Raw genomic sequence first — 12,510 nt, 5'->3', positions numbered from 1 at the left:
CCTCAGGCCGAGGGCCGCGCCTGGCCCATCGGCCGGAGCGTTTCCTCCGGCAGGCCGGCCGCGACGAGGCCTGAGACGTAGCGGTCGAGAAGCGACGGGTTCATGAAATGCAGCGCGTCGCGGATGACCGAGACGGTCATTGCGGGACGCGCGGCCAAGAATTCGTCCATCGCAGCGCGGGCTTCCTCGACCTCGCCGGCGGCGGCGAGGAAGGTCGCGAGATCGCGGAGCGGCCAGGTCATGCCGGACTTCTCCGCCAGGGCGCGCCGGGTCCAGCGCGAAGCCTCCGCGGCCCGGCCGCTGGCAAAATGCGCAAGGCCGATGCCGATCAGCGAGTTGAAGCTGAACGGGTCGCGCGGCGACAGGCGCACGGCGCGCTCGAAACAGGCGAAGGCTTCGTCGGCAAGGCCGGCATAGACGCGGGCGAAGCCGCGCCGCGTCCAGGCCCAGGCGTGGTTCACGTCGAGGTCGAGGGCCCGGTCGACGAGCGCGTTCGCCCGCTCGAGGTCACCGTCGATCAGCATGATCGCCGTTGCCGCGGCGGTCAGCGCCAACGGGTCGGTTTCGATCCGGCCGCTCGCGTCTCTCAGAAGGGCGCGCCCTTTGGCCCGCTGGACGAAGAGGTCGTCGGTCCAGTTGTAGACGATGTGCTGCGCGTTGGCCCAGGCGCCGATGGCTGCCGCCCGCCCATAGGTCTCGTCGAGCGCCAGCGCCTCTTCGATCAGGGAGATCGCCCGCTCGTTCTCCTCGCGCCGGTGCGCCCACAAATGCGGGAGCGCCCGCATGGTCAGGTCGTAGGCGGCGAGACTGCCGGGCGGCTTGCGGGCCGAGCGTTCGACCTCGGCCTGGCGGATCGTCGGATGGAGCGCGCCGGAGACGCGCTCGGCGATCTCGTCCTGGACCTTGAAGGCATCGTCGATCTGCGCCTCGATCCGGTCGGTCCAGATCTGCAGCGCGGTCTCGCCGTCGATGAGGTGGAGCGACACCCGCATTCGTCGGCCGGAGAAGCGCACCGTCCCGCGCAGAATGTAACGGACCCCGAATTCCGCCGCGATCGCGCGAATATCCACCGCCGGTCCGACGAAGGCCGCGGCGGACTGGTGCGCGATCACCAGGAACTCCTTCACCCGCGACAGGCTGGCGGTGATCTCCTCGACCATGCCGGTGACGAAGCTGATGCCCTCCTCGTCCGCCGCCAGATGGTCGAACGGCAGGATGGCGAGCGAGGGGTGGGTCGCCGGGTCGGGCACCACGAGGCCGCGCGACCGGCCGGCATGCACGACCTTCGGATTCCAGATCCAGATGCGCTGGCGCTCCGCCAGCCCCTTCAGCGGGCGCAGGCCGATGTCGGTGAAGTAGAGGTCGGTCCGTCCGGTCAGATATTCGAAGACGCCGCGCGAAATAGCCATGCCGCCCGCCGGCGACAGTTCCTGCACGCGGGCGGCGAGGTTCACGCCGGCCCCGAAGCGGTCGTCGCGCGCGACGACCACGTCGCCCAGCACGATGCCGATGCGGATCGGAAGCGCCTTGTCGCCTTCTTCGGCGGCGATCGAGCGCTGGAAGCGGGCCGCCCAGTTGACCGCGCTGACGGGGCTGGAAAACTCGGCGAGGAGGCCGTCGCCCACCGTCTTGAAGACCTCGCCGCCGAACTGGCCGATCGTTGGCCGGATGCGGTCGTCGAAGGCGCGCGACAGGGCCGCGAGCACCGCCGTCTCATCGGTCTCGACAAGCCGCGAGTAATCCTCGACGTCCATCGACAGAATTGCTGCGAGCCGGCGAATGGGCGCCATCGCTCATCTACGCCCCACTGACGAAACGTCTTGACGAAATAGCAGAACGGCGGCTGGCGCGCCATGTCCTTCACATGCCGGTCCCGGCGTCCCGCAGGTCAGCGCGATCCCATGCCCATGGGGCATGTGCGCCTTCCGCCGTAAGACCGGATCAATCTATTTCGGCTAGGAAGAGCCATGGCTTGTCCGAGGCTGAGAGCTGATGCGTAGTTCGACATATCTGGTCGCCGCGCTGATCGCGGCGCTCTTCGTCATCCGTCCCGCTTCCGCGGAGTGGCGGCAGACGCGGGATGCCGACTGGAAGGCGACCTATGCCTGCGATGCCGGCGGCGAGACCTGCGCCGTGATCAGCTGCCAGCTGGGGCGGGACGCGCAGTTCGGCATCTGGTCGAAGCAGTTCGAGACCGTCAGCCAGAGCGCCATGCGGCGGGAGCGGCGGTTCGACATCGACATCGACGGTGCCGCTTTGGTGCTGCCGGTCGAAGACGGGGAGTATCAGGTCGAACGGCGGGTGATCTTCTGGGGCCTTGATCGGCAGCTTCTCCAGGAAGTCGAGACCGGTTCGAAGCTGTCGATCCGCCGCTGGGGCGACCCGCGCATCGATCTGCGGGAGAATGACGCGCTGGTGGCCCGAACGGTCGAGGGATGCTCCCTGGCCGCCCCGGCGTCTGCCGGATACGATTCGGGCGTCGGCCGTTCCGCAGGCACCCGCACGGGCGCAGCCTCCCCGGAGAAGAGCGGGTCCCGCTGGAGCTCCGCCGGCCACGCAGCGGGGCGCGCCGCCCTTCTGAGCGAACTCATGCCGCGCAATGCGATCTGCGAGCGCAGCGGCGGCGATGCCGACTGCCGGCTCGGAGAGCAGGGGGCGTCGGACCCGAACTGGATCTCCGCGCGGTTCGATGGCGCGACCGGCGAGGTCACGATCCGCGCCGAAATCGCCCACAGCCTCGGAGATCACGAGGGATATCGCAGCCGCCTCTACGACACGCTCGCCGGCTTCGGCATCCCGCAATCCTTTGCCGACGACTGCATGCTCAAGGGGGCGGTGACGCTCGACGTCGCCGGGAGCCATGTCGATTGCGACAGCGATGCGCCGCCGGGCGCGACCATCGCGACGTTCCGGATCGTGCCCCGCTGATCTGCCGCGCTTCAAGAGCAGCGCCGTCGACCGGCCGCTGTCGATGCCGCCCAAGCGCCCGAGCCACCCTTGCGAAACCGACCGGCCCCTTTTCTTTGAACGCGAAATCCGGCTAGGTCGCTGCCATGACAAGGGGAGGCGGCATGGCTGAGGTGTTTCTCGGCATCGACGTCGGGACGGGCAGTGCCCGTGCCGGGCTGTTCGACGCGGCCGGGACGCTGCTCGCCGCCGCCAAGCGGCCGATCAGGATCTGGCGCGAGGACGGCCATGTGGTCGAACAGTCGTCGGAGGACATCTGGCAGGCGATCTGCGCCAGCGTGCGCGAGGCGCTCGGCACGGCCGGGATCGCGCCGGAAACGGTCAAGGGCCTCGGCTTCGACGCCACCTGCTCGCTGGTGGTGGTCGGACCGGACGGGGAACCGCTTCCCGTCGGCCCGTCCGAGGATCCCAACCGCAACGTCATTGTCTGGATGGACCACCGGGCGCTCGCCCAGACAGCGCGCATCAACGCCACCCGCCATCCGGTCCTGAAATATGTCGGCGGCGCGATCTCGCCTGAGATGGAGGCGCCGAAGCTCCTCTGGCTGAAGGAGAACAAGCCGGAGACCTTCGCGCGCGCCGGGCATTTCTTCGACCTTGCCGACTATCTCTCCTTTCGCGCCACCGGCTCGACGGACCGCTCGGTCTGCACCGTCACCTGCAAATGGACCTATCTCGCGCATGAGCGCCGCTGGGACCCGGAGTTCTTCCGCGTCGCCGGGCTCGGCGAATTCGTCGACGAGGGGTTCGCCCGCATCGGCACGGGCGTCGTCGACATCGCGACGCCTCTCGGGTGCGGCCTGACCGAGGCGGCGGCGGCCGAACTCGGCCTCGTTGCGGGCACGCCGGTCGGCGCTTCCCTGATCGACGCCCATGCCGGGGGCGTCGGCACGCTCGGCGGCAGCACGCCGTCCGGAGAGTCCTCCGATCCGACCCGCGAACTCGCCTTCATCATGGGCACCTCGTCCTGCACCATGGCGCTGACGCGCGAGCCGGCCTTCGTCGGCGGTGTCTGGGGCCCGTATTTCGGCGCGATGGTGCCGGGCTACTGGCTGTTGGAAGGTGGTCAGTCCGCCTTCGGCGCGGCACTCGACCATCTGGTGTCGCTGCATCCCGCCTTCGCCGAGGCGCAATCCCTGGCGCAGGCGGCGGGGATGGCGCTGCTGGACTTCCTGGAACAGCGGGCACTGTCGCTGGCGGGCTCGGTCGAGGCGGCGGCCCGGCTTGCGGCGGACGTCCACATCGTGCCGGAATTCCTCGGCCACCGCTCGCCAGGCGCCGACCCGGAGGCGACCGCGATCCTCTCCGGCCTGACGCTCGAGAGCGGCATCGACGACCTCGCCCGGCTGTTCGTCGCCGGGCTCTGCGGCCTCTGCTACGGAACCCGCCAGATCGTCGAGGCGAACGGCGAGAAGGGCGTCACCTTCGGCGCGATCGTCGTCTCCGGCGGTGCCGCACGCTCGCCCCTGGTGCGGCGTATCCTCGCCGATGCGACCGGGCTGCCGGTCGCGCTGCCGGCGACGCGCGAACCGGTGCTCCTCGGCAGCGCGATGCTCGGCGCGGTCGCCTCCGGACGCCAGCCGAGCCTTACCGCGGCGGCGGCGGCCATGTGCCGGGTGGGCGAGACGGTCCGGCCGGCCGGCGGGGCGATCGCCGCCTTCCATGATGCGAAATACGAGGCGTTCCTCCTGCTGCAGCGCTGCGAACGGCAGGTTCGCAAGACGATGCGCGAGGCGGGAGCGGCGGAGCGTTAGGCGCGACCGTCATGCAGCGGCCGACCGCACCGCCCATTGCCTGAAAAAACCCTTCCTTCGTTGCCTCAGAGGGACGTCCGGCCGTATCCGGCTGCCGCGCTCGATCCGCTGCGCTCGCCAAGCCGTCGCGCGTCGTGCTAGCTCCGCCGCGAAGCGCGACACCTCGGTGCCGCGCCGTTTACGCCGCAGGTCCGACAGAAGGAGACAGAACCCGATGCAGTTCGCCACCTATCCGAGCCTTGAGGGCAAGAGCGTCCTTGTCACCGGCGGCGCGTCGGGCATCGGCGCCGAAATGGTGCGGGCCTTCGCGCAGCAGGGCGCAAAGGTCGGCTTCGTCGATCTCGACGCCGAGCGCGGCGAGACCCTGCGGGCGGAACTCGCCGGGGCGGGCGGGAGCGTCGCCTTCGAGCGCTGTGACCTGCGCGACATTTCCGACCTGCAGCGCGCCTTCGGCACGCTGGAGGCGACAAACGGTCCGGCAGCGGTGCTGGTCAACAATGCCGCGCGCGACGACCGGCACGGCTGGGATAGCGTCACGCCCGACTATTTCGACGAGCGCATGGCGACCAATCTCCGGCATTTCTTCTTCGCCATCCAGGCGGTCGCGCCCGGCATGATCCGGGCCGGCGGCGGCTCGATCGTCAACATGGGTTCCAACTCCTGGTGGGAGGCGGCCGGCGGCATGCCGGCCTACACCACCGCCAAGGCGGCGGTGCACGGCATGACGCGCTCCTTCGCCCGCGACCTCGGCAAGCACCGTATCCGGGTCAACACGGTCGTGCCGGGCTGGATCATGACGGAGCGGCAGAAGGAGCTGTGGGTCACCGAGGAGGCGATCGAGCGGCACCGCGCCCGCCAGTGCCTGCCGGACCTGATCGAGCCGGTGTTCGTCGTCCGCATGGTGCTGTTCCTCGCCTCGGACGACGCGGCGATGTGCACCGCCAACAACTACATGGTCGAAGCCGGATCGATCTGATCCCGCACCCTTCCTCCCGCCCGAAGGACAAGCTCTTGGTCAGGCTCGACACGCTCATCGCCATCGCATTGGAAGGCGGCCGGGAGGTGATGGCCGTTTACGGCACGGACTTCTCCGCCGGCACGAAGAGCGACGCCTCGCCGGTCACCGACGCGGATCTGCGCTCCGAGCGGGTCATCCTCGAGCGTCTGCGTGCTGCGGCGCCCGAGGTGACGATCGTCGCCGAAGAGGCGATGGCGGCGGGTCGCGTGCCGGCCGAGGCGGAGACGCTGTTCCTGGTCGACCCGCTCGACGGCACCAAGGAGTTCGTGAACCGCAACGGCGACTTCACCGTCAACATCGCGCTCGTCGAGGCGGGCGTGCCGGTGGCGGGAGTGGTCTATGCGCCTGCCATCGGCGCCTTGTGGGCCGGCTCGCGCGGGAAGGGCGCCTTCCGCGCCGCCGTCGAAGACCATGTCCCGGGAACCCTCCAGCCGATCCATACGCGCGCGGCGCCAGAGGCGCTGATCGCCGTCGGCAGCCGCTCGCACGGCTCGGCGGAGACCGAGGCGTGGCTGTCGCGCTTTTCGGTCGAGCGCTTCGTCTCGCGCGGTTCGTCGCTGAAGTTCTGCCTTCTCGCTTCCGGCGAGGCGGACATCTATCCACGGCTCGGCCGGACGATGGAGTGGGACACGGCGGCGGGCGACGCTGTGCTGCGCGCGGCGGGCGGCCTCGTCACGACGCTCGATGGTGCGCCGCTCGTCTACAACAAGCGGGGCCAAGCGAGCGACGTCGACTTCGCCAATCCGCACTTCGTCGCCTATGGCGATCCGGCGCTCGCGGCCCTGTAGCCGGTGAAGGCGCGCCACGGAGCGCCGCCTGTCAGACCTCGGAGGTCGCCAGCGCCCGCATGAAGCGCAGGACGGCGTCGGCTTCCGCCTCGGACAGGCTGTCATAGGCGCCATGCAGCCGGTCGCGCAGATGCAGATGCTCGTCCAGCACAGGGCCGGCCCTCTCCTCCACGAGGCCGATGATGATGCCGCGGCGGTCGGCGGGATTGGGCTTGCGCTCGATGAAGCCGTCGCGTTCCAGCCGGTCGAGCAGGGCGGTCGTCGCGCCGGTCGAGAGATTGACGTTCTCGGCCACCATCTTGGCGTTCGCCGGCCCCTCGCACTCCTTCAGATACACCAGGCACATCAGGTCGGTGAGCGCCAGGCCGAACTTCGCCGCGAGTTCCCGGTCGAGGGTGACGGCGGTCCGGATCATGTCCTTGAAGAGCCGCGCGAACTCGGCATAGCGGCCGTTTCCGATGCCGCATCCTCCGCGTGCCGATGATTTGCCGGCCATTGACTATTCCTCTTCCTCCGTATATCTCGATGATAGAGTAATTTCATTAATAAGCAAAGCGGACGGTGGCGTCCATGTCGAACAGTCTGTTCCCGCGTGCGTTCCCTCCGGCCGCTGCTGCCGCGGCGGTCGTTCTTCTCGCCGGCTGCAGCCAGCAGGAGACTCCGCCGTCCCCGCCCGAGCCGGTCGCCTACGTCACCGCCCAGTCGAAGAGCTTCGGCCGCACGATCGCGCTCACCGGCGAGGTCGTCGCGCGCTATTCCTCGACCCTGTCCTTCAAGACCAGCGGCCGGGTGACCGAGGTCGACGCCGATGTCGGCGATCACGTCGAGCCGGGAACGGTGCTCGCCAAGATCGACCCGACCCAGCAGCAGGCGGACGTCGCGGCGGCGAAGGCGGCCGTCGGCTCGGCGAACGCGCAGCTGTCGCAGGCGCAGTCCGCCTTCGACCGTCAGAAGCAGCTCCTCGCCAAGGGCTTCACCACCCGCAGCGAGTACGACCAGGCGGAGAAGGCGCTGTCGGCCGCACAGAGCGCCGTCGACACCGCCAATGCGGATCTGACCACCGCCAGGACCAATCTCGCCGACACGGTCCTGAAGGCGGATGCGGCGGGCGTCATCACCAGCCGCAGCGTCGATCCCGGCCAGGTGGTCAGCGCCGCCCAGGCGGCCTTCGGCTTCGCCCAGAGCGGTGCCAAGGACGCCGTCTTCCAGATCCAGGAACAGCTCCTCATCGGCAGCAAGAAGCCGGCCGCGATCGATGTCGCCCTGGTCTCCGACCCCTCGGTGACCGCGGTCGGGCACATCCGCGAGGTCTCGCCGCTGATCGATACCAGCACCGGCACCGTGCAGGTCAAGCTCGCGCTCGACGACCCGCCGCCGCAGATGACGCTCGGCTCCGCCGTGGTCGGGCGCGATCCCGACGCGACGACCGGGAAGGCGATCTTCCTGCCCTGGACGGCGCTGATGGTGAAGGACGGCAAGCCCGCCGTCTGGGTGGTGGGTGAGGACGGCAAGGCGGTGCTGACGCCGATCACCGTCGAGGCCTATCAGAGCGACCGCATCCTGGTGCAGAGCGGCCTCAAGGAGGGCGACCGGGTCGTCACGGCCGGATCGCAGCTGGTGCGGCCGGGCGAGAAGCCAAAGCTCGTCGCCGCCACGGACGAGGTGCGCCGATGATCGCGTCGAGACGCTCCAGCCTTCGCGGCGGCGCGGCCATCGTCGTCGTCGCCGTCGCCCTGTCGGCCTGCAGCGGGTCGGGCGACGAGCCCTCGGCCCCGCCGCCGCCGCGCCCGGTCCTCACCGTCACCGTCGCGCCGACCGACCCGCAGGGGCTCGGCTATTCCGGCACGATCGAGCCGCGCTTCGAAACGGCGCTCGGCTTCCGCACGCTCGGCCGCATCGTCTCGCGCGCCGTCGATGTCGGCGAACGGGTCGAGAAGGGCCAGGAACTCGCAGCGGTCGACGCCGAGACGCTGAACGCCGATGTCCGTTCGGCGCGCGCACAGCTCGCCAACGCCAAGATCGCCGCGCGCACGGCCAAGGCCAGCCAGCAGCGGGCGCAGGCGCTGTTCAACGACAACAAGACGGTCTCGCAGGCCGACCTCGACAGCGCCAACCAGAGCTTCAGCGCCGCCGAAGCCGATCTCGTCAGCGCCAAGGCGCAGTTGGCGAAGGCCGAGAACGCCTTGTCCTACGCCGTCCTGACGGCGCCGTTTGCGGGCGTCATCACCGAGCGCGACGCGGATGTCGGCCAGGTGGTGGCCGCCGGTGCGACGGTGTTCAAGCTCGCCCGCACCGACCAGCGCGAGGCGGTGGTCGACATTCCGGCCTCCGAGATCGGCGGCCTTTCGGTCGGCTCGCCCTTCGAGGTCGTGCTGCAGATCGCGCCGTCGCTGAAGGTGAGCGGCAAGGTTCGCGAGATCGCGCCGCAGGCCGATGCGGTGACCCGCACCAACCGCGTCCGCATCCTCCTCGACAACCCGCCGGACGCCTTCCGGCTGGGGGCACTGATCACCGCCATCCCGGCCGAGAAGGCGGAGAAGCCGGTGGTGCTGATCCCGCCGAGCGCGATCCTGACGGAGGGTGGCAAGACGATGGTCTGGACCGTCGATCCGAAGACGAAGACCGTCCATCGCCAGGCGGTCGTCACGCATCGCGATACCGGCGGGCGGATCATCCTCGATTCCGGCCTTCAGACCGGCGCCATCCTCGTCACGGCCGGCGTTCACAGCCTCGAGGAAGGGCAGAAGGTCACGCTTTCGGAGGGCCTTGCGTCGTGAAGTCGTTCAACCTCTCCGACTGGGCGCTGCATCATCGCTCGATGATCTGGTTCCTCATGCTGGTCGCCTGCCTCGCGGGCATCCTCTCCTACATCAACCTCGGCCGCGAGGAGGATCCGAACTTCACCATCAAGACGATGGTGGTCTCGGCCTCGATGCCCGGCGCGACGGTCAAGGAGATGACCGAGCAGGTCACCGACCGCATCGAGAAGAAGCTGCAGGAACTCGACAGCCTCGACTATACCCGCTCGATCACCACGCCCGGCCAAACGGTGGTGTTCGTCAACCTCCTGCCCACCACCAAGGCTGCGGCCGTTCCGGACGTGTGGAAGAAGGTCCGCGACAAGATGGCGGACATCCGGTCGACCTTCCCCTCCGAGTTCCAGGGCTTCTCCTTCAACGACGAGTTCGGCGACGTCTACGGCAACATCTATGCCTTCACCGCCGACGGCATCTCGCAGCGCCAGTTGCGCGACTACGTCGAGGACGTGCGCACGCAGATCCTGCAGCTGAAGGAGGCCGGCAAGGTCGAGCTGGTCGGCGAGCAGGACGAGGCGATCTATCTCGAGTTCTCGCTGCGCAAGATCGCCGGCCTCGGCCTCGACCAGCAGTCGATCATCAACACGCTGCAGGCGCAGAACGCCATCGCGCCATCGGGCGTGATCCAGTCGGGACCGGAGCGCATCATCGTGCGCGTTTCCGGCCAGTACACCTCGGAGAAGAGCCTCGAGGCGGTCAACCTGCGGGTCAACGACCGCTTCTTCAAGCTCTCCGACGTCGCCACCATCACCCGCACCTACAAGAACCCGCCCTCGACGCTGTTCCGCTTCAACGGCCAGCCGGCGATCGGCCTCGCCATCGGCATGCGCCAGGGCGGCAACATCGTCGACTTCGGCAAGGCGCTGAAGCGCGAGATGGCGCGGATCGTCACAGAGCTGCCGGTCGGCGTCGGCGTCCATCAGGTCGCGGACCAGTCGGCGGTGGTGCAGGAATCGGTCGGCGGCTTCACCCGGGCGCTGTTCGAGGCCGTGGCGATCGTGCTCGCGGTCAGCTTCGTCAGCCTCGGCTTCCGGGCGGGCTTCGTGGTGACGCTGTCGATCCCGCTCGTCCTCGCGATGACCTTCATCGGCATGGAATATGCCGGGCTCAATCTCCAGCGAATCTCGCTCGGCGCGCTCATCATCGCGCTCGGCCTGCTCGTCGACGACGCGATGATCGCCATCGAGACGATGGTCTCCCGGCTCGAGATCGGCGAGAGCCGCGAGAAGGCGGCGAGCTTCGCCTGGACCTCGATCGCCTTCCCGATGCTGTCGGGGACCTTGGTCACCGTCGCCGGCTTCCTGCCGATCGGCTTCAACAACTCCAACGCCGGCGAATACACCTTCTCGCTCTTCGTCGTCATCGCGATGGCGCTCCTGCTTTCCTGGATCGTCGCGGTGCTGTTCACGCCGCTGATCGGCGTGATGATCCTGCCGAAGTCGATGCACCGGCACGACGCCAAGCCGGGCATGGTGCGCCGCGCCTTCGAGAGCGTGCTGCGCACGACCATGCGCTTCCGCTGGATCACCATCCTCGTCACGGTCGCGCTCTTCGCAGGGTCGATCTACGGGATGAAGTTCGTGCAGCAGCAGTTCTTCCCGTCCTCGGACCGGCCGGAGCTGGTGGTCGACTTCACCCTTCGCCACAACGCCTCCATCGCCGACACCAAGGCGCAGATGGACAAGCTGGAGGCGACCTTCCCCGGCAACGAGGACATCGACCACTGGAGCTCCTATGTCGGGCGCTCGGCCGAGCGCTTCATCCTCGCCTACGACGTCCAGCCCTCGAACCCGTTCTTCGGCCAGGAGGTGATCGTCACCAAGAACCTCGAAGCGCGCGAACGGGTGCGCGCCGAGATCCAGAAGTTCGCGCGCGAGCACCTCGTCGGCACCGACGTCTATGTGAAGAACCTCGAACTCGGGCCGCCGGTCGGGCGCCCCGTCCAGTACCGCCTCGGCGGTCCGGACATCGAGGTGGTGCGGGACAAGGCGCGCGACCTCGCCGCGATCATGGCGAGCGACGACAGGCTCACCTCGATCGTCATGGACTGGAACGAGCCGGCGCGCGTGCTCAAGGTCGAGATCCTGCAGGACAAGGCGCGCCAGCTCGGCATTACCTCGCAGGAGATCGCCTCGCGGCTGAACTCGGTGCTCGACGGAACGACGATCACCAACATCCGCGACGGCATCTATCTCGTGCCGGTCATCGCGCGGGGCGCGAAGTCCGACCGCGATTCGATCGACGCGATCGAGAACCTGCAGCTGACGAATTCCAAGGGCGTCGCCATCCCGCTCGCGAGCCTGGTCTCCTTCGGCTACACCTACGAGGATCCGATCATCTATTCGCGCTCGCGCATTCCGACGATCACCGTCAGCGGCGCGATCAACGGACCGGCGCAGCCCGCGACGATCGTCTCCGCCCTCGCGCCGAAGATCGCGGCCTTCGAGAAGGCGCTGCCGCCGGGCTACCACGTCGCGATCGGCGGTGCGGTGGAATCGAGCGCCGAGAGCCAGGGCCCTATCGCCGCCGTTGTGCCGATCATGCTGATCGCCATGCTGACGCTGATCATGATCCAGATGCAGAGCTTCCGGGCGCTGTTCGTCGTCCTGTGCGCCGCGCCGCTCGGCCTGATCGGCGTCGTCGCCGCGCTGGTGCCGTCCGGTGCACCGCTCGGCTTCGTCGCGATCCTCGGCGTCCTCGCGCTCGTCGGCATCCTGATCCGCAACTCGATCATCCTCGTCCACCAGATCGACGTCCTCAGGGACGAGGGCATGCATCCCTGGTGGGCGGTCTTCCGGGCGAGCGAGATGCGGGCCCGGCCGATCCTCCTGACCGCCGCGGCGGCGAGCCTGGCGCTGATCCCGATCTCGCGCGAGGTGTTCTGGGGGCCGATGGCCTACGCCATGATGGGCGGCATCATCGCCGGCACGCTGATCACGCTGCTCTTCATCCCGGCGCTCTACCTCGTGGTGTTCCGCGTGCGCCGGCCGCAGGACGGGGAGGGCGAGCCGGAGACGACGCCCGCGGCGGAGCCGGCCGGGGCGGCCTGACCCGTCAGCGCCATTGTCTCTTCCCGAGCGTCGTGAGGGCGCTCGCCCGGTAGGGCGGGCGACGACCGGAACGCGTGCGTTAACCTTGCTCTACACGCGCGATCGCCATTGATATGA

At 68.8% G+C, this 12,510-nt stretch carries 9 protein-coding genes; 7 read left to right on the top strand and 2 right to left on the bottom strand.

The window, feature by feature from the left end; translation table 11 throughout:
- Positions 1-2: 2 nt before the first annotated feature.
- Complete coding sequence (locus AB5S17_RS10970) at positions 3-1,790, bottom strand: adenylate/guanylate cyclase domain-containing protein (RefSeq protein WP_369239191.1); 1,788 nt, start codon at positions 1,788-1,790, stop codon at positions 3-5.
- 202 nt (positions 1,791-1,992) lie between these two features.
- On the opposite strand from AB5S17_RS10970, the gene AB5S17_RS10965 reads away from it, so the two are divergent.
- The 4 genes from AB5S17_RS10965 to cysQ all read left to right on the top strand — a co-directional run bounded on the left by AB5S17_RS10965 (position 1,993) and on the right by cysQ (position 6,527).
- A complete protein-coding gene (locus AB5S17_RS10965; protein WP_369239189.1) occupies positions 1,993-2,928 on the top strand; it encodes a hypothetical protein in 936 nt (311 codons plus the stop codon).
- A gap of 143 nt (positions 2,929-3,071) precedes the next feature.
- Complete coding sequence (locus AB5S17_RS10960) at positions 3,072-4,721, top strand: FGGY-family carbohydrate kinase (RefSeq protein WP_369239187.1); 1,650 nt, start codon at positions 3,072-3,074, stop codon at positions 4,719-4,721.
- A 214-nt stretch (positions 4,722-4,935) separates the two neighbouring features.
- Positions 4,936-5,697, top strand: coding sequence for an SDR family NAD(P)-dependent oxidoreductase (locus AB5S17_RS10955; protein WP_369239185.1), 762 nt, complete (start codon positions 4,936-4,938; stop codon positions 5,695-5,697).
- Between the two features lie 35 nt (positions 5,698-5,732).
- Complete coding sequence (cysQ, locus tag AB5S17_RS10950; protein WP_369239183.1) at positions 5,733-6,527, top strand: 3'(2'),5'-bisphosphate nucleotidase CysQ; 795 nt, start codon at positions 5,733-5,735, stop codon at positions 6,525-6,527.
- A gap of 31 nt (positions 6,528-6,558) precedes the next feature.
- On the opposite strand, the gene AB5S17_RS10945 is transcribed toward cysQ, so the two are convergent.
- Positions 6,559-7,023, bottom strand: a complete 465-nt coding sequence (locus tag AB5S17_RS10945) for a MarR family winged helix-turn-helix transcriptional regulator (RefSeq protein WP_369239181.1) — start codon at positions 7,021-7,023, stop codon at positions 6,559-6,561.
- A gap of 74 nt (positions 7,024-7,097) precedes the next feature.
- Between AB5S17_RS10945 and AB5S17_RS10940 the strand changes: the two genes are divergently transcribed.
- The 3 genes from AB5S17_RS10940 to AB5S17_RS10930 are packed head-to-tail and all read left to right on the top strand — an operon-like array spanning position 7,098 to position 12,393.
- Positions 7,098-8,201: an efflux RND transporter periplasmic adaptor subunit gene (locus AB5S17_RS10940; RefSeq protein ID WP_369239179.1), complete on the top strand. Its 1,104-nt coding sequence runs from the start codon at positions 7,098-7,100 to the stop codon at positions 8,199-8,201.
- Positions 8,198-9,304, top strand: coding sequence for an efflux RND transporter periplasmic adaptor subunit (locus tag AB5S17_RS10935; RefSeq protein ID WP_369239177.1), 1,107 nt, complete (start codon positions 8,198-8,200; stop codon positions 9,302-9,304). The genes AB5S17_RS10940 and AB5S17_RS10935 overlap by 4 nt, the downstream gene beginning before the upstream one ends.
- A complete protein-coding gene (locus tag AB5S17_RS10930) occupies positions 9,301-12,393 on the top strand; it encodes an efflux RND transporter permease subunit (RefSeq protein ID WP_369239175.1) in 3,093 nt (1,030 codons plus the stop codon). The genes AB5S17_RS10935 and AB5S17_RS10930 overlap by 4 nt, the downstream gene beginning before the upstream one ends.
- Positions 12,394-12,510: the final 117 nt, after the last annotated feature.

Source organism: Jiella sp. M17.18, from assembly GCF_041027365.1.
Classification (GTDB): domain Bacteria; phylum Pseudomonadota; class Alphaproteobacteria; order Rhizobiales; family Rhizobiaceae; genus VKMB-3413.
This window is presented reverse-complemented; position numbering and strand designations above follow the sequence as displayed.